General features: G+C 65.3%; 24 protein-coding genes. 19 read left to right on the top strand and 5 right to left on the bottom strand.

The annotated features are described in order from the left end of the window. Positions 1 to 15 precede the first annotated feature (15 nt). The 10 genes from AVTE2539_RS09285 (at position 16) to rffA (ending at position 9262) form a co-directional block, all read left to right on the top strand. Positions 16 to 726 (top strand): ribonuclease activity regulator RraA, encoded by a 711-nt coding sequence (locus tag AVTE2539_RS09285; protein ID WP_284397471.1) that lies wholly within the window; start codon positions 16 to 18, stop codon positions 724 to 726. 90 nt (positions 727 to 816) lie between these two features. Beyond that, positions 817 to 1791 (top strand): Bug family tripartite tricarboxylate transporter substrate binding protein, encoded by a 975-nt coding sequence (locus AVTE2539_RS09280; RefSeq protein WP_284409967.1) that lies wholly within the window; start codon positions 817 to 819, stop codon positions 1789 to 1791. 376 nt (positions 1792 to 2167) lie between these two features. Continuing rightward, the gene (locus AVTE2539_RS09275; protein ID WP_284409965.1) at positions 2168 to 3895 is read left to right on the top strand and encodes a hypothetical protein; all 1728 of its coding nucleotides are present in this window, start codon (positions 2168 to 2170) and stop codon (positions 3893 to 3895) included. Next, the gene (locus AVTE2539_RS09270) at positions 3892 to 4590 is read left to right on the top strand and encodes a WbqC family protein (RefSeq protein ID WP_284409963.1); all 699 of its coding nucleotides are present in this window, start codon (positions 3892 to 3894) and stop codon (positions 4588 to 4590) included. The genes AVTE2539_RS09275 and AVTE2539_RS09270 overlap by 4 nt, the downstream gene beginning before the upstream one ends. Next, a complete protein-coding gene (locus AVTE2539_RS09265) occupies positions 4587 to 5516 on the top strand; it encodes a glycosyltransferase family 2 protein (RefSeq protein WP_284409962.1) in 930 nt (309 codons plus the stop codon). The genes AVTE2539_RS09270 and AVTE2539_RS09265 overlap by 4 nt, the downstream gene beginning before the upstream one ends. After that, the gene (locus AVTE2539_RS09260; RefSeq protein ID WP_272550153.1) at positions 5497 to 6132 is read left to right on the top strand and encodes a class I SAM-dependent methyltransferase; all 636 of its coding nucleotides are present in this window, start codon (positions 5497 to 5499) and stop codon (positions 6130 to 6132) included. The genes AVTE2539_RS09265 and AVTE2539_RS09260 overlap by 20 nt, the downstream gene beginning before the upstream one ends. Beyond that, positions 6129 to 6794, top strand: coding sequence for an acetyltransferase (locus AVTE2539_RS09255; RefSeq protein ID WP_284409957.1), 666 nt, complete (start codon positions 6129 to 6131; stop codon positions 6792 to 6794). The genes AVTE2539_RS09260 and AVTE2539_RS09255 overlap by 4 nt, the downstream gene beginning before the upstream one ends. Then, positions 6791 to 7702, top strand: a complete 912-nt coding sequence (locus AVTE2539_RS09250) for a glycoside hydrolase family protein (RefSeq protein WP_284409955.1) — start codon at positions 6791 to 6793, stop codon at positions 7700 to 7702. The genes AVTE2539_RS09255 and AVTE2539_RS09250 overlap by 4 nt, the downstream gene beginning before the upstream one ends. Beyond that, positions 7699 to 8076, top strand: coding sequence for an EamA family transporter (locus AVTE2539_RS09245; protein WP_284409953.1), 378 nt, complete (start codon positions 7699 to 7701; stop codon positions 8074 to 8076). The genes AVTE2539_RS09250 and AVTE2539_RS09245 overlap by 4 nt, the downstream gene beginning before the upstream one ends. 25 nt (positions 8077 to 8101) lie before the next feature. After that, complete coding sequence (gene rffA, locus AVTE2539_RS09240) at positions 8102 to 9262, top strand: dTDP-4-amino-4,6-dideoxygalactose transaminase (protein WP_284410688.1); 1161 nt, start codon at positions 8102 to 8104, stop codon at positions 9260 to 9262. A gap of 64 nt (positions 9263 to 9326) precedes the next feature. Here rffA and AVTE2539_RS09235 read toward each other — a convergent pair whose 3' ends face one another. After that, entirely contained in the window at positions 9327 to 10310 is a 984-nt protein-coding gene (locus AVTE2539_RS09235) for a LysR family transcriptional regulator (protein WP_502868905.1), read from the bottom strand. 175 nt (positions 10311 to 10485) lie between these two features. Between AVTE2539_RS09235 and aptA the strand changes: the two genes are divergently transcribed. Together aptA and AVTE2539_RS09225 are read left to right on the top strand one after the other, a co-directional pair. Next, positions 10486 to 11847: an omega-aminotransferase AptA gene (aptA, locus tag AVTE2539_RS09230; protein ID WP_284409948.1), complete on the top strand. Its 1362-nt coding sequence runs from the start codon at positions 10486 to 10488 to the stop codon at positions 11845 to 11847. A gap of 91 nt (positions 11848 to 11938) precedes the next feature. Continuing rightward, positions 11939 to 13465, top strand: a complete 1527-nt coding sequence (locus tag AVTE2539_RS09225) for a CoA-acylating methylmalonate-semialdehyde dehydrogenase (RefSeq protein ID WP_284409946.1) — start codon at positions 11939 to 11941, stop codon at positions 13463 to 13465. Positions 13466 to 13565: 100 nt separating this feature from the next. On the opposite strand, the gene AVTE2539_RS09220 is transcribed toward AVTE2539_RS09225, so the two are convergent. The 4 genes from AVTE2539_RS09220 to AVTE2539_RS09205 form a co-directional block, all read right to left on the bottom strand. Continuing rightward, on the bottom strand, positions 13566 to 14033 hold the full coding sequence (locus tag AVTE2539_RS09220; protein WP_272566442.1) for an OmpA family protein: 468 nt from the start codon (positions 14031 to 14033) through the stop codon (positions 13566 to 13568). A 76-nt stretch (positions 14034 to 14109) separates the two neighbouring features. Beyond that, positions 14110 to 14598 (bottom strand): hypothetical protein, encoded by a 489-nt coding sequence (locus AVTE2539_RS09215; protein ID WP_284409944.1) that lies wholly within the window; start codon positions 14596 to 14598, stop codon positions 14110 to 14112. After that, complete coding sequence (locus AVTE2539_RS09210) at positions 14589 to 15170, bottom strand: hypothetical protein (protein WP_284407123.1); 582 nt, start codon at positions 15168 to 15170, stop codon at positions 14589 to 14591. The genes AVTE2539_RS09215 and AVTE2539_RS09210 overlap by 10 nt, the downstream gene beginning before the upstream one ends. Before the next feature lie 214 nt (positions 15171 to 15384). Beyond that, complete coding sequence (locus tag AVTE2539_RS09205) at positions 15385 to 16194, bottom strand: FadR/GntR family transcriptional regulator (RefSeq protein WP_284397492.1); 810 nt, start codon at positions 16192 to 16194, stop codon at positions 15385 to 15387. A 244-nt stretch (positions 16195 to 16438) separates the two neighbouring features. On the opposite strand from AVTE2539_RS09205, the gene AVTE2539_RS09200 reads away from it, so the two are divergent. From AVTE2539_RS09200 to AVTE2539_RS09170, 7 genes are all read left to right on the top strand, one after another. After that, positions 16439 to 17644 carry an ABC transporter substrate-binding protein gene (locus AVTE2539_RS09200; protein WP_284409942.1) on the top strand — a complete coding sequence of 402 codons (1206 nt, stop codon included), beginning with the start codon at positions 16439 to 16441 and terminating at the stop codon, positions 17642 to 17644. 90 nt (positions 17645 to 17734) lie between these two features. Beyond that, positions 17735 to 18595, top strand: coding sequence for a branched-chain amino acid ABC transporter permease (locus AVTE2539_RS09195; protein ID WP_284397499.1), 861 nt, complete (start codon positions 17735 to 17737; stop codon positions 18593 to 18595). An 8-nt stretch (positions 18596 to 18603) separates the two neighbouring features. Then, on the top strand, positions 18604 to 19599 hold the full coding sequence (locus tag AVTE2539_RS09190; protein WP_284409940.1) for a branched-chain amino acid ABC transporter permease: 996 nt from the start codon (positions 18604 to 18606) through the stop codon (positions 19597 to 19599). Further along, on the top strand, positions 19596 to 20369 hold the full coding sequence (locus tag AVTE2539_RS09185) for an ABC transporter ATP-binding protein (protein WP_284409937.1): 774 nt from the start codon (positions 19596 to 19598) through the stop codon (positions 20367 to 20369). Before AVTE2539_RS09190 ends, AVTE2539_RS09185 begins: the two co-directional genes overlap by 4 nt. Beyond that, positions 20366 to 21070 carry an ABC transporter ATP-binding protein gene (locus AVTE2539_RS09180; RefSeq protein WP_272550174.1) on the top strand — a complete coding sequence of 235 codons (705 nt, stop codon included), beginning with the start codon at positions 20366 to 20368 and terminating at the stop codon, positions 21068 to 21070. Before AVTE2539_RS09185 ends, AVTE2539_RS09180 begins: the two co-directional genes overlap by 4 nt. A 62-nt stretch (positions 21071 to 21132) precedes the next feature. Continuing rightward, positions 21133 to 22386 carry a Zn-dependent hydrolase gene (locus AVTE2539_RS09175; RefSeq protein ID WP_284410686.1) on the top strand — a complete coding sequence of 418 codons (1254 nt, stop codon included), beginning with the start codon at positions 21133 to 21135 and terminating at the stop codon, positions 22384 to 22386. Continuing rightward, positions 22383 to 23852, top strand: coding sequence for a M81 family metallopeptidase (locus AVTE2539_RS09170; RefSeq protein ID WP_284409935.1), 1470 nt, complete (start codon positions 22383 to 22385; stop codon positions 23850 to 23852). The genes AVTE2539_RS09175 and AVTE2539_RS09170 overlap by 4 nt, the downstream gene beginning before the upstream one ends. Positions 23853 to 23970: the final 118 nt, after the last annotated feature.

The following is a 23970-nucleotide window of genomic DNA, read 5'->3' as shown; positions in this document are numbered from 1 at the left end:
CCCGGAGACATGCCCTTGAACCCCGCCACCCGCGACCGCCTCGCCCACGTCAGCACCGCCACGCTGTGCACCGCCCTCTTCAAGAAGGGGCTGCGCAACCAGTTCCTGCAGAACGTGCACCCCCTGCGCACCGGCCGCGCCAACATGGTGGGCGAGGCCTTCACGCTGCGCTACATCCCGGCGCGCGAAGACCTGAACACCATCGACGTGTTCAAGAACCCCGACCACCCGCAGCGCAAGGCCGTGGAAGATTGCCCGCCCGGCGCCGTGCTGGTCATCGACAGCCGCAAGGACGCGCGCGCCGCATCGGCCGGCTCCATCCTCGCCTCGCGCCTCATGAAGCGCGGCGTGGCCGGGCTGGTCACCGACGGCGGCTTTCGCGACACGCCCGAGATCGCCGCGCTCGACATGCCGGCCTACCACCAGCGCCCCTCGGCGCCCACCAACCTCACGCTGCACCAGGCCATCGACATCAACGGGCCCATCGCCTGCGGCGACGTGGCCGTGTTTCCCGGCGACGTGCTGGTGGGCGATGGCGAGGGCGTCATCGTCATCCCAGCGCACCTGGCCGACGAGATCGCCGCTGAAGCCACCGAGATGACCGCCTTCGAAGACTTCGTGACCGAGAAGGTGCTGGAAGGCCGCTCGATCATCGGCCTGTACCCGCCCACCGACCCCGCCACCCACGGCGACTTCGCCGCCTGGCGCGCCGAGAAAGGTCGCTGACACCCGGCCCATACCGCCCGCACCGCTTTTTTCCGCTGTTCCCCCGTTCCCCACATCGCAGCACCACAACGACACCCGGAGACAAACCCCATGCGATTCATCCGACACACCGCCCTGCTGGCCGCCCTGGCCCTGGCTCCATTCCTTGCGGGCGCCCAGGAATGGCCCACCGCCAAGCCCATCACCTACGTCGTGCCGTTCACGCCCGGCGGCTCCACCGACATCATCGGCCGCGTGCTCGCCAACAAGCTGGGCGAGGCGCTCAAGCAATCGGTGGTGGTGGACAACAAGCCCGGCCAGGCCGGCGGCATCGGCGCTTCGTACGCGGCCAAGGCTCCGCCGGACGGCTACACCCTCTTCGGCGGCACCATCAGCACGCACGCCATCAACGCCAGCCTGTACAAGAACCTGTCGTACAACCCGGTCAAGGACTTCGAGCCCGTGGCCCTGGTGGCCACGCTGCCCAACGTGCTCATCGTCAACCCCGCGCTGGGCGTGAACTCGGTGAAGGAACTGATCGAGCTGCTCAAGAAAGACCCGTCCAAACGCATGTTCGCGTCGTCGGGCGCGGGCACCTCCACCCACCTGGCGGGCGAGATGTTCGGCGACCTGATCGGCGTGAAGCTCACCCACGTGCCGTACAAGGGCACGCCGCCCGCCCTCACCGACGTGGCCGCCGGCCAGGTGTCGTTCATGTTCGACCAGATGACCGCCGCCCTGCCCCTGGCCAAGGCCGGCCGCGTGAAGCTGCTGGCCGTGACCACCGGCCAGCGCATCGCCCTCGCGCCCGAGCTGCCCACCATGATCGAATCGGGCGTGGCCGGCTTCGAGATGTCGTCCTGGCAGGCCGTGTACGCCCCCAAGGGCACGCCCAAGGCCGTGGTCCAGCGGCTGAACGCCGAGATCGTCAAGGCATTGAAGCAGCCGGACGTGGTGGACAAGCTGCATACGCAGCTGGGCATGGACATCGTGGGCAGCACGCCGGAAGCGCTGGCGGCGCACATGGCCAAGGAGATTCCGCGCTGGGCGGAACTGGTGAAGAAGTCGGGGGCTTCGGCGGATTGACTGACGTTCCTGACCGTTCGCGGGCGCGATGAAGGCCCCCGCCCCGATGGCCCGCATTGGCGGGCCATCGGCGTTTCAAAGGCTGCGTTGAACCTCCCTGGCCCGTGTGCCGGCGGCAACCCGAACGCGCCCGCGCAGGTGCGGTGATGTGTATGCGAGCAGGAAGTGTCTGTGCCTGGGCTCCATCCATCGATAATTCGCCGCGGAACGCCCATTGCCCGGCAGGGCGGCCGCACCCCCTCGCGCACCATGGGTCTGCCTGTCCCGATATGAAAACGAAATACCGATGCCTCGCTTAAAAAATGCTTCCGTTCAAAGCGTCGGCAAAAGTCCCTCCGGAACGCCATTGCTGGCACTTTCTGCCTGCTTGACCGCTTTGTTCATCGTCTGGGTGGCTCTGTATGTTCGGCACGGCGTGGACTACACGGATGAAGGTTTTTATTTGAACTGGATTTCCAATCCGTTCCTGTATTCCGCTTCGATTTCCCAGTTCGGATTTTTCTACCATCCGCTGTACCTGCTGGCGGACGGAAACATCGGCACGCTTCGGCAACTGAATTTCCTTTTCACGCTGTTGCTCGGAGGCGCCGCCGCCTGGACGCTGCTGGGCAAGGCATTCGCAGAAAAAATCGACGTCGCGACCAAGCTGGTCGTCGCATCGGGCCTCGCCTGCCTGACGCTTCTGTCCGCTGTGTTCGCAGGCATGTGGATTCCCACGCCCAGCTACAACGCATTGGCGTTCCAGGGGCTGCTGATCACCCTGACAGGGCTGCTGATGGCCGCGCCGAGACAGGAGCGCGCGAGCGCGTTGGGTTACGTGATCGTCGGGTTGGGCGGCTGGGTTGCCTTTCTGGGCAAACCGACCTCGGCTGCTGCGCTGGCCGTGCTGGTCGTGCTCTATCTGGTCTTCAGCGGCCACTTTCGTTGGCAAGCGGCATGGATTCCCGCAGCCACTGCCGCCGCCGCTGCCTTGGTCACTGCGCTGGTGACGGATGGAGGCGTCCTGCCATTCATCCACCGAAATACCGAGGGCTTGCGGCTGGCGGGATTGCTTGATGCAAATGCCGGGGGCATCGGCAAAATTTTCAGGATGGACGGACTGTCGATGGACCTCGCCACCGCCCTGGCGCTGCTCCTTGGTGCTGCCTTGTCCTTTGCCAGCCTGTGGGCCACGAAACCCTTGGAAGCACTCCCGAGGACCGGCCGCGCCGCCCTGCCTGTGGTGGCGCTTGTGGGCGTCGCTGGCCTGGGCTATTTCGCCCTCTCCAAAATCCAGGGTGAAAACCGCGCGTTGGTTCTGTTCGCGTTGGCTGCCGGTGCGCTGTTGCCTGGATTTTTCTCCGCCTTGCGCTCGGGAGCTCGCCAAACCCTTCCCCTTTGCGTGTTGCTCGCCGCTTTGCCGTACGCCTACGCTTTCGGGTCGAGCAACAGCTACTGGGTTTCGATCAACGGCGCTGTTTTCTTCGTCGCGCTGGCCGCGGCCTGGTCGCTGAGGCCGCTGGTCTCGACGCCGCATTTCCCCCAGAAACTGGTGCTGTACACGCTTTTGCTTCAAGTCGCACTGGCCGGCGTGGTCCAGGGGGCCTTCCTGTTCCCTTATCGGCAATTGCAACCGCTTTACAGTAGCGCGGAACGCGTGGATTTCGGTGGACCTGGCAAAACCCTGCTCCTCTCGCTTGCCGACAACGAATACGTAACGTCGTTCAACCGGTTGGCCCGGGACCACGGTTTTTCCGCCGGCACGCCGATGCTCGACTTGAGCGGAAATTCACCCGGAATCTTGTTCGCACTACAGGCCACCAGCATCGGCGTGCCATGGTCTCTGGGAGGTTATCCAGGCAGCCAAGGCTATGTGCAGGAAGCCCTCAAGAAAGTCCCCTGTGATCAGCTGGTGTCCGCCTGGCTGGTTTCGGAGCCCAAGGGGATCGGGACCCTTTCTCCTGAAATACTGAACGGCTTTGGCGCCGATCTGGAGCGTGATTACCAAGTGGTGGGCAGCAGTGTCCACGCGGTCAGAAAAACAGTGCAATGGCTTCATCGGCCCCAACGGGATTCTGTTCAGGCCGTGAAGGCATGTGAATCCAATAGAAAGCGCGAGCAATGAAGAAGGTCGCCATTTTGCAATCGAACTATATTCCCTGGAAAGGGTATTTCGATATCATTGCCTCGGTCGATGAGTTGGTTATCTACGATGACATGCAATATACCCGCAGGGATTGGCGCAATCGCAACAAAATAAAAACACCTCAGGGTGTCCAATGGCTGACCGTTCCCGTCATGGTCAAAGGCCGCTATCACCAGAAAATACGGGACACCCAAATCGACGGAGCCGACTGGGCATCGATGCATTGGAAGGCCTTGGAGCAAAATTACAAACGTGCTCCCTTCTTTGAAGAAATAGCAGCGTGGCTGCAGCCTCTGTATGCCAAAGCCGCTTATCCGAGCAACATTTCAGAATTGAATTGTTCGTTGATAGAGGCCTGTTGTGATTATTTGGAAATCACCACATCGATCACCAAATCTTGGGATTATGTTTTGCAAGACGATAAAGTCGAGCGCCTGGTCGATTTGTGCAAGCAATGCCATGGAGACATCTATGTCTCAGGTCCTGCCGCGAAAGACTATATCGATGAAAGCATTTTTGCGGCCAGTGGCGTCCAGGTATCTTGGTTCGATTACTCAGGGTATCCGCAATACCCTCAGCTGTGGGGCGATTTTGTGCATGAAGTCAGCGTGCTCGATCTCTTCTTCAATTGCGGAAAAGGGTCGCGAGACTACATGAAGAAGTCCGCGCCATGAAGCTGTCCATCGTCACGACCCTTTACCAGTCCGCTCCCTACATCACCGAGTTCTATCAGCGGGCCACCCGGGTGGCCATTGAACAGGCCGGCGGCGACTACGAAATCATCATGGTGAACGACGGCTCACCCGATGAAAGCCTGGCACTGGCCGTCGGACTGACGAAATCAGACCCCAAGGTCGTGGTGATCGACCTGTCGCGCAACTTCGGCCATCACAAGGCCATGATGACCGGGCTGGCCCATGCCAAGGGCGAGCATGTTTTTCTGATCGACAGCGATCTGGAAGAAGATCCGGAATATTTGCTTCCCTTTGCCGAGCAGATGGCGGCTGAAGACTGCGACGTCGTCTACGGAATGCAGGAAAAGCGAAAAGGCCGCTGGTTCGAACGATGGACGGGGCAATGGTTCTATTCCCTGTTCAGCCTTCTCACAGGCCTCACCCTGCCGCAAAACGTGCTGACGGCCCGGTTGATGACCCGGCGGTATGTGGAGGCGTTGGTGCTCCACAGGGAACGGGAGATTTTCATCGCGGGCCTGTGGCACATCACCGGGTTCGACCAGCGAGCCCGGATCGTGAAAAAGCACAGCACCAGCGAGACGACCTACACGTTGCGGCGAAAAGTGGCCATCATGGCCAATTCCATTGCTTCTTTCAGTCAGGCGCCGCTGATGGGCATCTTTTATTTGGGCCTGATCATTTCCACCTTGGCGGCGCTTTATGCGGGGTATCTTGTTTTCCGGTGGGCCTTTTTGGTAAAGCCCTTGAGCGGCTGGACCTCCGTGATGGCCTCGATATGGTTGCTGGGCGGAATGATCATCTCGTTCATCGGTGTGGTGGGAATTTACCTATCCAAGATTTATTCCGAGAGCAAGCAGCGTCCCTATACCATCATCAGGAAAATCTATGCAAGCCAGTCCGAATAGTTTCATGAATGAGGTGGCGGAATACTATTCCGAAAAACTGGCGACGCACGGTGCCACGGCACGGGGCGTAGATTGGAATGGTGCCGAAAGCCAAAATATTCGCTTCGAGCAGTTGTGCCGCATCATCGATCGGCCTGGTCATTTTTCGTTGAACGATCTCGGCTGTGGTTACGCGGCCCTGCTGGATCATATGCTTGCGAAATATGAGGCATTCGATTATTTCGGCGTCGATATTTCGAGCGAAATGCTGGCAGCTGCAAAAGAGCGACACGGGGACCGCCCGTTGGCCCAATTCAGGCAGGCCTCTCAACCCGAGGATGTATGTGATTTCAGTGTGGCCAGCGGTCTCTTCAATGTCAAGCTGGGTGTGAGCGTGGAAGATTGGGTGCCCTATTTCAAGAGCACGCTGGATGCCCTTGATCGCTCAAGTCGCATGGGATTTGCGTTCAACTGCCTGACGTCTTATTCGGACGAGGATAAAAAACGTGATTACCTCTATTATGCGGACCCCTGCTGGGTGTTCGATTTTTGCAAAACCCATTACTCGCGCCACGTATCGCTTTTGCATGACTACGGGCTTTATGAATTCACTATTTTGGTGAGGAAATCGGTTTGAAAAAGCAGCTCCTGATTTTCGGCGCGGGCGAAATCGCAGAACTTGCCCATTTCTATTTCCAGTCGGACTCCGCCTATGGCGTGGCGGCTTTCGTCGTGGATGCGGCCTATCGAACGAGCGACACGCTCTGCAGTCTCCCCGTCATCACGCTGGAAGAGGCCATCGCCCGATTTCCTCCGGCGGCCTGCGATTTTTTCGTGGCGCTGAGCTACTCAGCGCTGAACGCCATCCGAAAGCAGAAATACCTGGATGCCAAAGCCGCGGGTTACTCCATCGCGAGCTACATCAGCTCCCGCGCCAGTCTTTTGAATGAAGGGCGCGTGGGAGAGAACTGTTTCATCCTGGAAGACAACACGATCCAGCCATTCGTCAGGATCGAAAACAATGTCACTTTGTGGAGTGGGAACCACATCGGGCACCACTCCGTGATCAAGAGCCACACCTTCATCGCCTCCCATGTCGTGGTGTCCGGCGGGGTGACCATCGGCGAGCAGTGCTTCATCGGCGTGAATGCCACGCTGCGGGATCACATCACGATCGGCGATCGGTGTGTGATCGGTGCCGGGGCGCTCATCCTGTCGGACACCGAACCTGACGGGCTGTATGTCGGCACGGCGACCGAAAGATCCAAGGTGCCAAGCCATCGCTTGAAGAAGATATGAAGGCATGGAAAAAAAGGGGGTTGGTCTTCTGCCCCAACCAGAATTTCGGCTGGATGCAGACCCATGCCGCCGTCCCCATTGCAGAGCGTATCGAGGGCGACCTTTACCGAATTTATTTCAGCACGAGAGACGCCACCAATCGGAGCCGGACCGGCTATGTGGTCATCGATCTCCAAAAACCGCAAGCCATCCTGGAGCTTTCTGAAAACCCGGTTCTCGACATTGGGGCGCTAGGTACCTTTGACGACAGTGGTGCCATGGCCACTTGGCTGGCGGAATGGAACGGTCAGCGCTATCTGTATTACATCGGCTGGAATCTGGGCGTGACCGTGCCCTTTCGAAACTCCATCGGTCTGGCAATGGGTGCGCCAACGCGCAACTTCGAGAAAATATACGAAGGCCCCATCGTGGACAGAACGATGCGTGAGCCTCATTTCTGCGCCAGTTGCTGCGTGATTCCAGGGGCTGATGTTTGGCGAATGTGGTATTTGTCCTGTACCGGCTGGGAGGTCAGGGACGGTCGGCCTTCGCACCACTATCACATCAAATATGCCGAGTCCGACGATGGAGTGGATTGGCGCCGAACAGGCCAGGTGGCCATCGATTTTGGGGATTCGCAGGAATATGCCATTTCCCGGCCCTCTGTCCTTTACGCAGGTGGGCTTTGGCGCATGTGGTATTCCCATCGGGGCGCGGCTTACAGGATCGGCTATGCGGAATCCGAGAATGGCATCGATTGGAGCCGCCGCGATGCGCTGGCGGGCATTTCGGTGTCGGAGACCGGGTGGGATTCCGAAATGATCGAATACCCGCACGTATTCCAGCACGATGGCCAAACCTTCATGCTGTACAACGGGAATGGCTACGGGGCGACTGGCGTGGGCCTGGCGGTGCTGGAGTCGAAATGAATATCAAGATAACCCATTATCTGTATCTGGCTGCCACCATATTTTTCACGGTGTATGGCCAGTTGGTCTTGAAGTGGCGAATGAATCAAATTTCCGGGATGCCTACCGAGTTCTTTGAGAAGATCAGGTTCCTGGTTTTCCTGATTTTCGATCCCTGGGTATTTTCTGGATTTTTTGCCGCTTTTCTGGCGTCCTTGGCATGGATGGCGGCGATTTCCAAATTCGAATTGAGCCACGCCTATCCATTCATGAGCCTGAACTTCGTCATCGTGCTGGTTCTGAGCGGTTGGATTTTGCACGAGCCGATTACCTTTCAAAAATCGCTGGGCGTCGCTTTCATCGTGATCGGAACCATCATCGTGGCACGCGTTTAACGGCTCCACCGCCCAATGAATGAATATGCAGATCAAAGAGGCTGATTTGAACGCTGAGAAAATCCCCTTCAATCGCCCCTTCATGACGGGCAAGGAATTGCAATACATCGCGCAAGCCAATGGCCTGCATGCGCTGGCCGGCGATGGCACGTTCACCAAGAAATGCCATGGCTGGCTGGAGCACCAATGCGGTTGCAAAAAGGCTTTGTTGACGCATTCCTGCACGGCGGCTTTGGAAATGGCCGCGCTGCTGATCCATATCCAGCCGGGGGACGAAGTGATCATGCCGTCGTACACGTTTGTATCGACGGCGAATGCCTTCGTGTTGCGGGGTGCGGTTCCGGTGTTCGTCGATATCCGCGAAGACACGCTGAACATCGATGAAACGCTGATCGAAAGCGCCATCACCTCGCGCACCCGGGCGATTGTTCCCGTGCATTACGCGGGGGTGTCGTGCGAGATGGATGCCATCATGGCCATCGCACGCCGGCACGGAATCAAGGTCGTGGAGGACGCGGCGCAGGGGGTCATGTCCTTCTACAAAGGCCGGGCGTTGGGCAGCATCGGCGATCTGGGGGCGTTCAGCTTTCACGAGACCAAGAACGTCATTTCCGGCGAGGGCGGTGCGCTGATCGTGAACGATCCCGACTTGGCGGTGTTGGCCGAGGTGATTCGCGAGAAAGGCACCGATCGCAGCCGTTTCTTTCGCGGGGAGGTGGATAAATACACTTGGCAGGAGGTCGGTTCGTCGTTTCTGCCCGGGGAATTGATCGCGGCGTTTCTGTGGGCTCAATTGGAAGAGGCGCAGGCCATTACCGAAAGCCGCCTGGGGAGATGGGATCAATACCATGCCCTGCTCGCACCGATGGAGGTCCGGGGCCTGCTGCGCCGGCCCATCATTCCGGCCGAGTGCCAGCACAACGCGCACATGTACTACGTCCTGCTGCCGGAGGATGCCAACCGTGCGGAGGTCATGGCTTCGTTGAAGCGGGATGGCATCAGTTCGGTGTTTCACTATGTGCCGTTGCACTCGGCCCCCGCGGGTTTGCGGTACGGTAAATCCCATGGCCCGCTGGAGGTCACGCAACGGCAATCGGAGCGTTTGATCCGACTGCCCCTGTGGGTGGGCATCACCGACGACCAGCAGTCCCGCATCGTGGACTCCCTGAGCCGAGCGCTTTCGTGACCGGAGTTTGAGCGGCGCGGCGGCCAGCCAAGCCGAGGCCGATGCCCCCGGATGACCGCCTCTCTCAGCGCCGGGTGTGTGCCGCCACCAAGCACCGCTGAAACGCTTGCGCCGCCCTCGGCGGCTCGGGCGACCTTCGCAGCAGGCTCACGAACTGGCAGTCGTAGCGCAGCGCCTCGGGCCGCACGGCCTGCAGGCGGCCCCGGCGCTCGAACGCCTCGGCGTAGTGGTCGGGCAGGAAGCCCAGGTAGCGGCCCGAGAGCACCAGCGTGGCGATGGATTCCTGGTCGAAGCCCGTGGCGGTGCGGGTGAGGCGGGCCTGGTGGCTCAGCTCCATGTTGGGCGAGTGGTAGCCCAGGCCGGCGAACGGGTGCGCGCGCACGGCGTCCCAGTCGAGCGCCGAGTGGTCCGCCCCGAACAGCGGGTGGCCCGTGCCGCAGTAGAGCAGCATGGTCTCGCCGAACAGGTCGGTGTACAGCAGGCTCTGCGATGCGCGGTGGGCGGGGATGATTCCCACTTGGTAGGTGCCGTCGATCACGCCGCGCTCGATGGCGTTGATCGAGCCCACGTGCATCTGTAGGTGCACGTCCGGCGCCTGGGCGGTGAAGGCGGCGATGGCCTCGCCGATGCGCGCGGCCGGGTTGCTCGCGGTCTTGTCGAAGACGGCCACGGCCAGTTGCCCGCCCATGCGCGAGTGGATGCCGTCCACGCTGTCGCGAAAGCCCTGCACGGCGGCCAATAGGCGCAGGGTTTCGTCGTACACGCGCTGGCCTTCCGGGGTGAGCGCGAAGCCCGCCCGCCCACGCCGGCACAGGGTCAGCCCCAGGCGGGTTTCGAGGTCCTTCACGTGGCGGCTGACGGTGCTGGTGCCGATGTTCAGCTCCAGCTCGGCCGCGGCCATGCCGCCGCAATCGACCACGCTCTTGAAGACCTGCAGCAGGCGCAGGTCCATGTCGCTCAACTGGCCGAGCACGGCGCGTTCGCGCGGGGCCTGGGGCGCTGGGGTCGGCAGCGCGGGCGAGGCGGGGGGCGGGGCGTCGTCGGGCATGCTGAGCGGGGTGGGCTTTACTTGCATGAATCGTCAAGTAAACATTGATATTTGTCCATTGGAGGGATTATCGACCGCCGGAACAATGGGGCCACCCAGCCCGCTGGCAGGGCCGCCCGCGGCCTGTGCGGCAGCGCCTTGCGCCCCTTTTGTTTTCTTTGTGATTGGACCGACCATGAGCTTCACCGTCCTCGACTCCGCTCCCGAAGCCACCGCGCCGCGCATGGACGCGGCTTGGCTGGACGCGCACTGGATGCCCTTCACCGCCAACCGGCAGTTCAAGGCCGCGCCGCGCATGATCGTCTCGGGCCAGGGCGCCTACTACACCGACTCCGAAGGCCGCAAGATCTTCGACGGCCTCTCGGGCCTGTGGTGCGCGGGGCTGGGCCATGGCCGCAAGGACGTCGCCGAGGCGATCGGCAAGGCGGCCGCCACGCTCGACTATTCGCCGGCCTTCCAGTTCGGCCATCCCGCGTCGTTCGCGCTGGCCAACAAGATCAAGGAACTCACGCCTGCGGGGCTGGACTACGTGTTCTTCACCGGCTCGGGCTCGGAGTCGGCCGACACCTCGCTCAAGATGGCGCGTGCCTACTGGCGTGCCAAGGGCCAGGCCGGCAAGACGCGCCTGATCGGCCGCGAGAAGGGCTACCACGGGGTGAACTTCGGCGGCATCTCGGTGGGCGGCATGGTGGGCAACCGCAAGACCTTCGGCCAGGGCGTGGAGGCGGACCACCTGCCGCACACGCAGCCGGCGATGGGCTCGTTCGTGCGTGGCATGGCCGAGGACGGCGGCCGTGCGCTGGCCGACAAGCTGCTGGACGTGATCGCGCTGCACGACGCCTCCAACATCGCGGCGGTGATCGTGGAGCCGTTCTCGGGCTCGGCCGGCGTGGTGATTCCGCCCAAGGGCTACCTGGAGCGCATCCGCGAGATCTGCACGCAGAACCACATCCTGCTGATCTTCGACGAGGTCATCACCGGCTTCGGCCGCTGCGGCGCGTGGACGGGGGCGGAGGCCTTCGGCGTGACGCCCGACATCCTCAACTTCGCCAAGCAGGTGACCAACGGCGCGCAGCCGCTGGGCGGCGTGGTGGCCTCCAAGGAAATCTACGACACCTTCATGGCGCAGGGCGGGCCCGAGTACATGCTCGAATTCCCGCACGGCTATACCTATTCGGCCCACCCCGTGGCCTGCGCCGCCGGCTTGGCGGTGCTCGACATCCTGCAAAAGGAAGACATGCCCGGCCGCGCCAAGGCACTGGCGCCGTACTTCGAGCAGGCGGTACACAGCTTGAAAGGCGCGCAGCATGTGCTGGACATCCGCAACTACGGCCTGGCCGCGGGCTTCACCATCGCGCCGCTGCCGGGCGAGCCGGCCCGCCGGCCCTACGAGATCGCCATGAACTGCTGGAAGAAGGGCTTTTACGTGCGCTACGGCGGCGACACGATCCAGTTGGCGCCGCCGTTCATCAGCGAACGCGCCGAGATCGACCGGCTGGTGAGCGCCCTGGGCGATGCGCTGGCCGAGACGGCTTGAGCCCCGCTGCCAGCGTTTGCTATTTATTTTGTAGCTGTATGCCCTAGTGGAATATGCACTGGGGGCACTTTTTACCCTGAACTCCATTCCCATGCACCAAGACCAGAACGTCACCGCCACCATCGGCCACCTGATCGACGGCCAGATCGTGGCCGACACCGCTCGCACGCAGCCCGTGTTCAACCCGGCCACGGGCCAGTCGTCCACCAGCGTGGCGCTGGCCTCGCAGGCGACGGTGGAGCAGGCCATCGCTTCGGCCGAAGCAGCCTTCCCTGCCTGGCGCAACACGCCGCCGCTCAAGCGCGCCCGCGTGATGTCCAGGCTCAAGGTGCTGCTGGAAGAGCACGCCGATGAAATCGCCGCCCTCATCACCGCCGAGCACGGCAAGGTGCTGAGCGATGCGCACGGCGAGCTGCAGCGCGGCATCGAGAACGTGGAATACGCCAGCTACGCGCCCGAACTGCTCAAGGGAGAGCACAGCCGCAACGTGGGCCCGAACATCGACTCGTGGAGCGAGTTCCAGGCGCTGGGCGTCACCGCCGGCATCACGCCGTTCAACTTTCCGGCCATGGTGCCGCTGTGGATGTGGCCCATGGCCATCGCCTGCGGCAACACCTTCGTGCTGAAACCGTCCGAGCGCGACCCGAGCAGCACGCTGTTCATCGCCCAGCTGGCGCTGCAAGCCGGCCTGCCGCCCGGCGTGCTGAACGTGGTCAACGGCGACAAGACGGCGGTGGACACGCTGCTGCGCGACCCGCGCGTGAAGGCGGTGAGCTTCGTGGGCTCCACGCCGATCGCCGAGTACATCTATTCGGAAGGCTGCAAACACGGCAAGCGCGTGCAGGCCCTGGGCGGCGCCAAGAACCATGCGGTGCTCATGCCCGATGCCGACGTGGACAACGCCGTGAGCGCCCTGATGGGCGCGGCGTATGGCTCGTGCGGCGAGCGCTGCATGGCGATCCCGCTGCTGGTGGCCGTGGGCGATGCGGTGGGCGACGCGGTGATCGCCGGCCTGAAGACCGAGATCGCCAAGATGAAGGTCGGCCCCGGTACCCAGACCGACAACGGCGGCAACGACATGGGCCCGCTGGTCACGCAAGCGCACTTCGAGAAGGTCAAGGCCTATGTGGACAGCGGTGTGGCCGAAGGCGCGATGCTGGTGGTCGATGGCCGCGGCATGCAGGTGGCCGGCCATGAGGCGGGATATTTCCTGGGCGCCTGCCTGTTCGACCATGTGAAGCCCGGCATGAAGATCTACCAGGAAGAGATCTTCGGCCCCGTGCTCGGCGTGGTGCGCGTGAAGACGCTGCAGGAAGCCATGCAGCTCATCAACGACCACGAGTACGGCAACGGCACCTGCATCTTCACGCGCGACGGCGAGGCGGCCCGCTATTTCACCGACCACATCCAGGTCGGCATGGTGGGCGTGAACGTGCCGCTGCCGGTGCCCGTGGCCTACCACTCGTTCGGCGGGTGGAAGCGCAGCCTGTTCGGCGATCTGCACGCCTACGGTCCCGACGCGGTGCGCTTTTACACCAAGCGCAAGACCATCACGCAGCGCTGGCCTTCGGCCGGCGTGCGCGAAGGTGCGGTGTTCGCCTTCCCGAGCAGCCGCTGAGCCCCACGAAGCACAGCGGCCCGGGGCGCGCAAGGCGCCCGGGCCGCCGGGTGGCCTGCCCGGGCGATGACCCCGGTGCAGGCGACGGATGCGCGCGCGATCAGCGCGGCAGCACGGTCACCGCGTTGCGGGCCTGGTCGGTGCTGAACATCACGCGCAGGTTCTTCGCCGGTACGCCGCGCGACACCAGTTCCTTGCGCACGGCCAGGGCACGCGCCAGGGCGACCTCGCGGGCGTTCTTGGCGGTCTTGCGGTCGGCGTAGCCCTTGATCTCCCAGCGCTGGTTGCCGGCCTTGTCGGCGGTCAGGATGTCGAGCAGCGCAGGCGTATCGGCCGGCAGTTCGGTCTCCAGGCCCGAGAACTCGGCCACGGTGCCGTCTTCGGGAATGCGCAGCGGCTCGGGTTCGGGTGCTGGCGGGGGCGCGACGGGCGCCGGGGCGGGCGCTGCGGCCGCCTGGGCCGATGCGTCTGCAGCCGCCGTGCTGGCTTCGGTGTTGGACGTGTTGGCGCAGCCGCCCAGGAGCGCGGCGCTGAAAAGAAGACCCAGAAGTTTGCTGTGAGAGGCCATGGAGATCACCTGTTGCTGTGAATGAAAAAAACGGATCGGGGGGAGGGGCCGGGCGAGGCGGCGGGCGGCGAAGGGCTTACTGCACCAGCTGCCAGAAGGTCACGCTGGCGAACTTGGCGTCGCTCGCCCAGGGGTCCCAGATGGTCTTGTCGCCCTTGCTGCGGGCGCCTTCCCAGTTGCCCAGCGAGGTGGACATCGCGGGCGGGTAGCTGCCGCGCGTGCGCAGCGTTTCGGTCTTGCCGCCGCGGGTGTAGGCATAGCCGCCGGCGGCCTTGTCGGGGCCCGGGTAGACCACGATGACGTGGCCGTTGCCTGACTCCTTCTTGCCCCCGACGATGACCGCCCCGCCGCGCGCGAGGTCGCCCACCTGCGAGGCGGGCACGGAGCGCCAGTGGCGCTGCCCCTGCACGTGGTCCATCAGCGCGTTGGCGCTCATGTAGGGCTGGTCGGGCAGGTACTGCTTGATCACGTGCCAGACGGCGTGGCTGCAGGAGTTGGGATGGAGGTCGGCGGCCTGGTCGCAGGCCTGCTTCAGCTTCGCGACCGCAGTGGCGTCTACGGGCATGGGGTCTTGTCCTGGTCCGGGGGCGTCGGGGGCTTGGCGGAGGCGGGCCCGGAGGCTGCCGGCCGGTACAGGCGGTTCTTGGCATCCCACCGCAGGGTGGGCAGGTGGTAGTCGCCACCCACGGCGGGCGAGCGCACCTGGAGCTGGATCTCGTGCGGCACGCCGTCGCGCCAGCGGCCGGGGACCACGTCCAGTTCCTCGGGCGGGTCCGCGGGAAAGAGGTGGGTCAATTTGCCGACGCAGCGGCCGGTGTCGTCCACCAGCAGGGGCAGCGGAAAGCGCTCCCACGGCGCATCGGGCGGCAGGCCGCGGTAGTGGGCGTCGGTGAACACGGCCAGCAGGCGCACCTTGGCGGCCTTGGCCGGCGCATTCCCGGCGGCGCCGCCCTGTACCAGTGGGCAGGCGCGCACCGCGTCGCGGTAGGGCTCCCAGGCCGCCGGCAGCGAAAGGTCCGCGTCCGGGGGCTGGCACTGGGCGGGGTCGAGCGCCATGGGGGGTTTCGCCCCGGCGTGGACCGCAGCGGACAGCATGGCGGCCGCCAGCCAGCCGGCCCACGGAAGAACTGCGTTCATGGGTGCATCAAAGAATGGAAATGGAATGTATCGGGTGCCCGAGCCGGCCGCGCCCTCCCGGTCGCGCTTTCCCGGTCATTGGGGGCCCGCAGGCGCGAAGTGTCGCCGCGGAAGCCGCGAAATCGATGTCAAAGGTTCCCGAAGATACCAATTGATTCAAAAATAACACGCCCCAACACCAGCTTTTGGGGATTTTGGGAGTCAGGGACCCCGGTCAGCGGCTGCGGACGTGGGCTGAACGGGGGCTGCGCAGCGTGTCGGCGTCCAGGATCAGGCGCCCCTGGATGCGGCCTTTCATGCGCTTGACGCTGCTGGCCGCATCCAGCATGTGCCGGGCCATCAGTTCGCGCACTTTCTCTGCGTCCCGGGCGCGCGCCGCCTGAACGATCTCGCGATGGAAGTTGGCGTTGGCCTCGCCGAAGCGCCGGTGCTCGGACTTCGGGGTGCGGTTGCCGTACACGATGAGCTGGCGCAGCATCTCGTTGATCAGCTCGCAGGTGAAGCGCAGGAACGGATTGGGGTTGGCCGCGGCCAGGATGTCGTGGAAGTTGACGTCCTCGCGGCGCTGGCTCAGCAGGTCCTCGCTGCTGGAGTTGGGGTCGCAGCAGGCGATGCTGTGCTCCAGCGCCTCGAAATCGGCCTCGGTCAGGTGCGGCACGGCGCCGGCGGCCAGCTCGGGCTCCAGGAACTGGCGCACGGCGTAGATGTTGTCGATCGTCACGTCCTGGAAGAACAGGTAGTTCTGCAGGAACTGCAGCGTGCGGTCCAGCGACACCTCGGCGATGGTGCCGCCGCCCGAGGGGCCGGTGGAGATGGTCACCAGGCCCTGCACCTCCAGCGACTTGAGCGCCTCGCGGATGGTGCCCTTGCTCACTTCGAACTGCGCCTGCAGCTCGCTCTCGCGCGGCAGGCGGTCGCCCGGGCTCAGGTTCTTTTCGGTGATGAGCCGCTTGATCTCCTGCGCCACCAGGTCGGGGCGCTTCAGGGGCTTGATCGGCTTGCCGGCGGGCGGTTTCGTGGCCATGGGTGCGTTGCTGGGTTGAAGACGGGGCAAGGCGCAGCGCGGTGCCTGGCACCCGGCTGTCGCTTCCGTGGTGCAGTGTATGCACCAGGGCCGTGCAGCGGCGGGTCGGGCAGGGTTTACGTGCACGCGATTTGTTCTATTTATCACTATAAATAGGAAAAACACGTGGCACGCCGCGTGCTTTGCAAAAAGCCGTGCCCTGGCCTGCAGGCCGGCCGACCCAACCCCCCACAGGAGCCCCTTCATGCACCGTCGTCAACTCTTGCAAATCTCCGCACTGGGCGCGCTGCCCGCATCGCTGGGCCTGGCACGCAGCGCCTGGGCGCAGTCCGCCGGCGCCATCCAGTTCGGCTGCCCGGTGCCCATGTCGGGCGCCTTCGCCGCCAACGGAAAGTTCGCCGACCTGGGCATGAAGCTGGCCATCGAGCAGTACGGCTCGGCCCTCAAGCGCCCTCTGGCCTACACGGTGCTGGACACCGAGGGCAAGCCCGCAACGGCCGTGCGCAAGGTGCAGGAGTCGTCGCAGCAGCAGGGCACGCGCTTTTTCGCGGGCGGCATCCTGTCGTCCGAATCGCTGGCCATGGGCAAGGAGGCCGAGAAGGCGGGCGGCATCTTCATCACCACGGCCGGGGCCGACGAGATCACCGGCAAGGACTGCAACAGCGCCACGTTCCGCTGGTCGGTGCCGACCTTCGGCGCCATCGAGCAGACGGTGCGCCCGCTGGCCGAAGCGCTGCCCAAAGCCAAGCGCTGGTACACCATCACGCCGCAGTACGTGTTCGGCGACGGCCTGCTGTCGGCCGCCAAGAACGTCTTCAAGGAAAAGGGCCTGGAGCACGTGGGCAACAGCTACCACTCGCTGGCCGAGAAGGAGTTCAGCGGCTACCTGACCAACGCCATGGCCGCCAAGCCCGACGTGCTGCTGCTGCTGAACTTCGGCTCGCAGTCTTCGGATGCGCTGCGCCAGGCGGTGAGCTTCGGCATGCACAAGAACATGACCATCCTGATCGCCTGGGCCTCGGGGCTGGAGCAGTTCGAGTCGCTGGGCGCGGACCTGTGCGACGGCGTGTATTTCGGCGCGCAGTACTGGCACACCGCCGACGCCCCGCTGAACCTGGAACTGGTCAAGCGCAGCAACGACAAGTTCAAGTCCAACCCCAACTACAGCCTGGCGGGCTCGTACATCTGCACCAAGCTGCTGATCGACGGCATCCTCAAGGCCGGCACGGTGGACCAGAAGGCGGTGATCGCCGCGCTGGAGGGCATGAAGTACGCGGGACTCACGGGCGAGGAAGAGATCCGCAAGGGCGACCACCAGGTGCTCAAGAACTACTACCTGCTCAAGGGCAAGCCCAAGGCCAGGATGGCCAACAAGGACGACTACGTGGACGTGGTGAGTTCGGGCAAGTCGTTCCTGCCGCTGGACCAGACCGGCTGCAAGCTGGGCTGACCGCTCGCTCCTGCCTTCCTGCGCCCCGCGCCCTGCCCCTCACTGTTCGCCCCGCAACTGCGGGGCCAAAGCCTTGACTGCCCCACCTCCATGAGCATCTACCTGCTACAGGTCATCAACGGGATCGGCATCGGCATGCTGTATTTCCTGCTGGCCGTCGGCCTGTCCATCGTGTTCGGCCTGCTGCGCTTCGTGAACTTCGCGCACGGCGCGTTCTACCTGCTGGGCGCGTATTTCTGCTACCAGATGACGCGCTGGGGCCTGAGCTTCTGGCTCGCGCTGGCCGTGGTGCCGCTCGTGGTGGGCGCGCTCGGCTGGCTGACCGAAAAGCTCGTGCTGCGCCACGTCTATGCCAAGCCGCACGAGTTCCACATCCTGGTCACCGTGGGCCTGGCGCTGGCGATCCAGGAGTTGGTCATCCTGCAGTGGGGGCCGCTGGGCGACAGCGTGGCGGTGCCCGACCTGCTGCAGGGCGTGGTGATGTGGGGCAGCTTCGTGTATCCCAAGTACCGCCTTTTCGTGATCGGCTTCACCGCCGTGCTGGCCGTGGGCCTGTGGTGGGTGCTCGAAGGCACGCGCCTGGGCAGCGCGGTGCGCGCGGGCAGCGAATCGACCGAGATGGTGTCGCTGCTGGGCATCAACGTGTTCCGCATCTTCAGCCTGGTGTTCGCGCTGGGTGCGGCCACCGCCGCCATCGCGGGCGTGCTGGCCGCGCCGATCCGCGGCGCCGAGCCCTTCATGGGCATCGAGGCGCTGGGCGTGGCCTTCGTGGTCGTGGTGGTGGGCGGCATGGGCAGCTTCGGCGGGGCGCTGGTCGGCGGCCTGCTGATCGGCATCGTGCAGAGCGTGATGAGCACGGTGTGGCCCGAGGGCGCGCGTCTGATGATCTACATCGCCATGGCCGCCGTGCTGCTGCTGCGCCCGCATGGCCTGCTGGGCCGCAAAGGATGAACACCGCCATGACGATCTTGCGCAAACACTTCCACCTGCTGCTGGCCCTGGCCTTCGTGCTGGCGATGCCGCTCACCATGCAGTCGGGCTCGCTCGCCAGCGAGGTGCTGATCTACGGCCTGGCGGCCATGGGCTGCAACCTGCTGCTGGGCCACACGGGGCTGCTGTCCTTCGGGCAGGGCATCTTCTTCGGGCTGGGCAGCTACACCATCGCCCTCACGCTCACGCGGTGGCCGCTGCCCATGCCGCTCGCGCTGGCGCTCGCCGTGGCGGCGGGCGCGCTGGGCGCGGCCCTGGTGGGCTGGGTGGCCATCCGCCAGCGCGGCACCTACTTCGTGATGCTGACGCTCGCGTTCGCGCAGATGTTCTATTTCCTGGCCTATTCCCTGCCCAGCCTCACGGGTGGGGACAACGGCCTGATGGACATTCCGCGCCCCTCGCTGGCCGTGGGCGGGTTCACGCTGTGGCCGCTGCAGTCGCCCTGGGAGTACTACGGCTTCGTGGCGGTGGTGTTCCTGCTGGCCTTCTGGCTGCTGCAGAAGGTGTCGGCGTCGATCTTCGGTCGCACGCTGCTGGCCGTGCGCGACAACGAGGAGCGCGCGGGCGCCATCGGCTACAACCTGCGGCTGCTCAAGCTGCAGGCGTTCGTGATCTCGGGCGCGGTGACGGGCCTGGCCGGCGCGCTGCACGCCATGATGACCGGCATCGCCCCGCTGGCGAGCGCCGAGTACCACACGAGCGAGATGATCCTGGTGATGACGGTGATCGGCGGCACCGGCAACCTGCTGGCCTCGCTGCTGGGATCGGCCTTCTACCTCATCGTGGGCGACTGGCTCTCCACCTTGTGGCCGCGCTGGCTGCTGCTGCTGGGCGTGGTGCTGATGGCGGTGAGCCTGGGCATGCAGCGCGGCCTTTGGGGCCTGCTGGAATCCGTATGGGGGCGCCTGCGCGGCCTCCAGGGCGGCGCGAACGCCACCGCCGCCGGCACGGGAGACAAAGCATGACCGCCGCACCCATCCTGCTGGAAGCCATCGGCGTGGAAAAGCGCTACGACAAGTTCGCCGCGCTCTCGGGCGTGGATCTGAAGGTGCGCGCGAACACCGTGCATTCGGTGATCGGCCCCAACGGCGCGGGCAAGACCACGCTGTTCCACATGCTCACCGGCACCAAGGGCGTGAGCGGCGGGCGCATCGTGTTCGATGGCCACGACGTCACGCGCGAGCCCGACCACCGGCGCGTGCAGCGCGGCATGGCCCGCTCGTTTCAGGTCACCAGCCTGTTCCTCACCCTGCCCGTGCGCGAGAACCTGCGCCTGGCCGCGCAGGGCACCGCGCCCGCGCAGGCCCTGAACTGCTGGAGCGCGCCCGTGGGTGCCCGCTCCCGCGCCGACGTGGTGGCCAGCGTGCTGGCACGCCTCGGCCTGGAGCGCCATGCGGACACGCCGGTCGGCAACCTCTCGCACGGGCAGCAGCGGCGGCTGGAGGTGGGCATGGCGCTGGCGGCGGGGCCGAAGGCGATCTTTCTGGACGAACCCACCTCGGGCATGGGCATCGACGACCTGGACGAGATGAAGCGCCTGATCCAGGGCCTCAAGGACGAGCACACCGTGGTGCTCATCGAGCACAACATGAACATCGTGATGGACATCTCCGACACCGTCACCGTGATGCAGCAGGGCCGCGTGCTGGCCGAGGGGCACCCGCACGCCATCCGCAGCGACGAGCGGGTGCGCAGCGCCTATCTGGGCAACATGATCACCGGGGGCAAGGCATGACGATCCTGCAGATCGAAGGGCTGCACGCCCACTACGGCAAGAGCCATGTGCTGCAGGGCGTGGACCTGCACGTGAACGATGGCGAACTGGTCACGCTGCTCGGGCGCAACGGCGCAGGCAAGACCACCACGCTCAAGGCCATCTGCGGTGTGGTGCCGCCCAGCCAGGGGCGTGTGCGCTTCATGGGCGACGACGTGCAGGGCCTGCCCGCGCACCGCATCGCCCAGCGCGGCGTGTGCCTGGTGCCGGAGCACCGGGGCATCTTCCGGCTGCTGACGGTGGAAGAGAACCTGCTGCTGGGCCTGCGCAAGCAGTCGCCCTGGCAACTGGCCGACATCTACCGCATCTTTCCGCGCCTCAAAGAGCGGCGCCGCAACGGCGGCGGGCAGCTGTCGGGCGGCGAGCAGCAGATGCTGGCGATCGGCCGCGCGCTGATGAACGCGCCGCGCCTGCTCATGCTCGACGAGCCCGTCGAGGGCCTGGCCCCCGTGATCGTCGAGGAGATCGTGGCGCAGCTCCAAGCCATCAAGGCTGCTGGCGTGGCCATCCTGCTGGTGGAGCAGAACCTGGAGGTCTGCACCCAGCTGGCCGACCGCCACTACATCATCGAGCAGGGCGCCATCGTGCACGAGGCCGGCAACGCCGCGTTCCTGGCCGACGAGGCCACCAAGGACCGCTACCTGGGCGTGGGCCTGGCCTGAGCCTGCCTGTTCGAAACCGGCTTTCTGCTTCTGCTTTCTCTTTCAGGATCACCACCGTGGACATGAAGACCCTTTCTCCTGCCCTGCAGCCCCGTGTGAACGGCGCGCGCCTGTGGCAATCGCTGATGGACCTGGCGCGCATCGGCGCCACCCCCAAGGGCGGCGTGTGCCGGCTGGCGCTCACGGCGCTGGACGGCGAAGGCCGCGACCTCTTCGTGCGCTGGGCACACGAGGCCGGCTGCAGCGTTCGCATCGACGCCATCGGCAATCTCTTCGCGCACCGCGCGGGCCGCAACGATGCCCTGCCCCCGGTGATGACCGGCAGCCACATCGACACGCAGCCCACGGGGGGCAAGTTCGATGGCAACTACGGCGTGCTGGCCGGCCTGGAGGTGGTGCGCAGCCTCAACGATGCGGGCATCGAGACCGAAGCCCCGATCGAGGTGGCGGTGTGGACCAATGAGGAAGGCTCGCGCTTCGTGCCCGTGATGATGGGCTCGGGCGTGTTCGCCGGGGCCTTCACGCTCGAACATGCACTGGCCCAGCGCGATGCACAGGGCACCAGCGTGGCCGAGGCGCTGACCGCCATCGGGTATGCCGGCACGTCGGGCCCCACGCCCGCGGTGGGCGCGTATTTCGAGGCGCACATCGAGCAGGGGCCGGTGCTGGAGGCCAACGACTGCGTGATCGGCGTGGTGCAGGGCGCGCTCGGCCAGCGTTGGTACGACGTGACCGTGCAGGGCATGGAGGCCCACGCCGGCCCCACGCCGATGGAGTTGCGCCGCGACGCGCTGCTGGCGGCGAGTCGCCTGGTGGCCGAAGTCAATCGCATCGCCCTCGACCACGCCCCGCACGCGCGCGGCACGGTGGGTGTGCTGGACGTCTTCCCCAGCTCGCGCAACGTCATCCCCGGCAGCGTGCGCATGACCGTGGACCTGCGCGCCGCCGACGACGCGGTGCTGCTGCAGATGGACGCGGCCCTGCGCGCTGCCTGCGAGCGCATCGGCGCGGCCCACCGCACGCCGGTGGCCGTGGAGCAGGTCGTGTACTTTCCGCCGCAGCCCTTCGCCCCGGCGCTGGTCGAGGGCGTGCGCGCCGACGCCCAGGCCCTGGGCTACACCGCCATGGACGTGGTGAGCGGTGCCGGGCACGATGCCGTGTACCTGGCGCGGCTGGCGCCCACCGCCATGGTGTTCGTGCCGTGCGCGGACGGCATCAGCCACAACGAGATCGAAGACGCCAAGCCCGAGCACCTGGAGGCCGGCTGCAACGTGCTGCTGCAGGCCATGCTGCGCAGCGCGGGGGTGGCGGAATGAAGATCCTGATCGCGCGGCTCAACCACGAGACCAACACTTTCTCGCCCGTGCCCACGCCGCTGGAGGCCTTTTCGCCCGCCTATGGCGCGCAGGCGCTGCAGGAGAACGAGGGCATGCGCACGGCCATGGCGGCGTTCATCGACCTGGCCAAGGGGCTGGGCGCCACACTGGTCACGCCCGTGTCGGCCATGGCCAACCCCAGCGGGCCGGTGCATGCCGCGGCCTACGATGAACTGACCCGCCGCATCGTGGACGCCGCCCCGGGCTGCGATGCCATCCTGCTGGACCTGCACGGCGCCATGGTGGCCGAGAACAGCCCCGACGGCGAAGGCGACCTGCTGGAGCGCGTGCGGGCCGCCGCACCGGGCGTGCCCGTCGGCGTGGCGCTGGACCTGCACGGCAACATCACCCCCAAGATGGTCGCCAATGCCGACGTGATGGTGGGCTTCAAGACCTACCCGCACATCGACATGTACGAAACCGGCGAACACGCCGGGCGCCTGCTGCTGGCCATGCTGCACGGCCAGGCGCGCTACACCGTGCGCTGGCACCCGCTGCCCATGATGGGCCACACGCTGCGCAGCACCACGCTGCAGGGTGCCATGCTCCGCGCGGTGGACGCGGCCCGCGCGGCCGAGGCCGGCGGCATTCCGGCGGTGACGGTGTTCGCCGGCTTTTCGCTCGCCGATATCGAGGCGCCGTGCATGAGCGTGGTGGTCACGGCCCCGGCCGACAATCCCGAACCGGCCCAGGCGGCCGCCGACCGCATCGCCGCCGCCATCTGGAGCGAGCGCGCCGAGTTCGTCTACGACAGCGAGCCGCTAGATCAGTCCCTGCAGCGCGCGCAGGCCCTGGCCGTGGGCGCGGACCGCCCCGTGCTGCTGCTGGACCACAGCGACAACTGCATGTCCGGCGGCACCTGCGATGCCATGGACGTGCTGCAGGCGGCGCTCGCCAACGGCCTGCAAGACATCGCTGTGGGCCCGCTGTGCGACCCCGGGGCGGTCGCCGAACTGGTGGCGGCCGGCGTCGGCGCGCGCGTCGCGGTGCGGCTGGGCAACAAGGTGCCGCTCACGCAACTCGGCGTGGCCAAGGCGCCCGTGGCGGTCGAGGGCATGGTGGTGGCCGTCAGCGACGGCGAATACACCGTGACCGGCCCCATCTACACCGGCCAGCGCTGCGCCATGGGGCGCACGGTGCTGTTCGATACCGGCGCGGCGCGCATCGTGGTGACCGAGCGCACGCACGAGCCGTGGGACCTGGGCGTGTTCTCCTGCGTGGGCCTGGACCCCACGGCCCACCGTTTCGTGCTGCTCAAATCGCGCATGTACTGCCGCCCGGTGTTCGTGCCGCTGTCGCACGCGCTGGTCGAGTGCGACAGTCCCACAGGGGTGACGAGTTCCAACTACGCGCTGTTCCCGTTCAGGAACGTGCGCCGGCCGGTGTTCCCGCTCGATCCGGCCTGAGCGGCGGAGCGGCGCTGAGGGTTTCCAGGTCATGGGTGCTTTGCCCCGGTTAAGCGGAATTGCTTACCAGGGTTTCTACGGCGGGCTGACTACAATCTCACACCCTTGAAGACGTGAC

The organism is Acidovorax sp. SUPP2539, from assembly GCF_030158975.1.
Taxonomy (GTDB): domain Bacteria; phylum Pseudomonadota; class Gammaproteobacteria; order Burkholderiales; family Burkholderiaceae_C; genus Paracidovorax.
This window is presented reverse-complemented; position numbering and strand designations above follow the sequence as displayed.

Coding starts and splice junctions, on each gene's coding strand:
- AVTE2539_RS09280 (WP_284409967.1), top strand. CDS start 817: ATGCGATTCATCCGACACACCGCCCTGCTGGCCGCCCTGGCCCTGGCT.
- AVTE2539_RS09270 (WP_284409963.1), top strand. CDS start 3,892: ATGAAGAAGGTCGCCATTTTGCAATCGAACTATATTCCCTGGAAAGGG.
- AVTE2539_RS09265 (WP_284409962.1), top strand. CDS start 4,587: ATGAAGCTGTCCATCGTCACGACCCTTTACCAGTCCGCTCCCTACATC.
- AVTE2539_RS09260 (WP_272550153.1), top strand. CDS start 5,497: ATGCAAGCCAGTCCGAATAGTTTCATGAATGAGGTGGCGGAATACTAT.
- AVTE2539_RS09250 (WP_284409955.1), top strand. CDS start 6,791: ATGAAGGCATGGAAAAAAAGGGGGTTGGTCTTCTGCCCCAACCAGAAT.
- AVTE2539_RS09245 (WP_284409953.1), top strand. CDS start 7,699: ATGAATATCAAGATAACCCATTATCTGTATCTGGCTGCCACCATATTT.
- rffA (WP_284410688.1), top strand. CDS start 8,102: ATGCAGATCAAAGAGGCTGATTTGAACGCTGAGAAAATCCCCTTCAAT.
- AVTE2539_RS09235 (WP_502868905.1), bottom strand. CDS start 10,310: ATGCCCGACGACGCCCCGCCCCCCGCCTCGCCCGCGCTGCCGACCCCA.
- aptA (WP_284409948.1), top strand. CDS start 10,486: ATGAGCTTCACCGTCCTCGACTCCGCTCCCGAAGCCACCGCGCCGCGC.
- AVTE2539_RS09225 (WP_284409946.1), top strand. CDS start 11,939: ATGCACCAAGACCAGAACGTCACCGCCACCATCGGCCACCTGATCGAC.
- AVTE2539_RS09220 (WP_272566442.1), bottom strand. CDS start 14,033: ATGGCCTCTCACAGCAAACTTCTGGGTCTTCTTTTCAGCGCCGCGCTC.
- AVTE2539_RS09215 (WP_284409944.1), bottom strand. CDS start 14,598: ATGCCCGTAGACGCCACTGCGGTCGCGAAGCTGAAGCAGGCCTGCGAC.
- AVTE2539_RS09210 (WP_284407123.1), bottom strand. CDS start 15,170: ATGAACGCAGTTCTTCCGTGGGCCGGCTGGCTGGCGGCCGCCATGCTG.
- AVTE2539_RS09205 (WP_284397492.1), bottom strand. CDS start 16,194: ATGGCCACGAAACCGCCCGCCGGCAAGCCGATCAAGCCCCTGAAGCGC.
- AVTE2539_RS09200 (WP_284409942.1), top strand. CDS start 16,439: ATGCACCGTCGTCAACTCTTGCAAATCTCCGCACTGGGCGCGCTGCCC.
- AVTE2539_RS09195 (WP_284397499.1), top strand. CDS start 17,735: ATGAGCATCTACCTGCTACAGGTCATCAACGGGATCGGCATCGGCATG.
- AVTE2539_RS09190 (WP_284409940.1), top strand. CDS start 18,604: ATGACGATCTTGCGCAAACACTTCCACCTGCTGCTGGCCCTGGCCTTC.
- AVTE2539_RS09185 (WP_284409937.1), top strand. CDS start 19,596: ATGACCGCCGCACCCATCCTGCTGGAAGCCATCGGCGTGGAAAAGCGC.
- AVTE2539_RS09180 (WP_272550174.1), top strand. CDS start 20,366: ATGACGATCCTGCAGATCGAAGGGCTGCACGCCCACTACGGCAAGAGC.
- AVTE2539_RS09175 (WP_284410686.1), top strand. CDS start 21,133: ATGAAGACCCTTTCTCCTGCCCTGCAGCCCCGTGTGAACGGCGCGCGC.
- AVTE2539_RS09170 (WP_284409935.1), top strand. CDS start 22,383: ATGAAGATCCTGATCGCGCGGCTCAACCACGAGACCAACACTTTCTCG.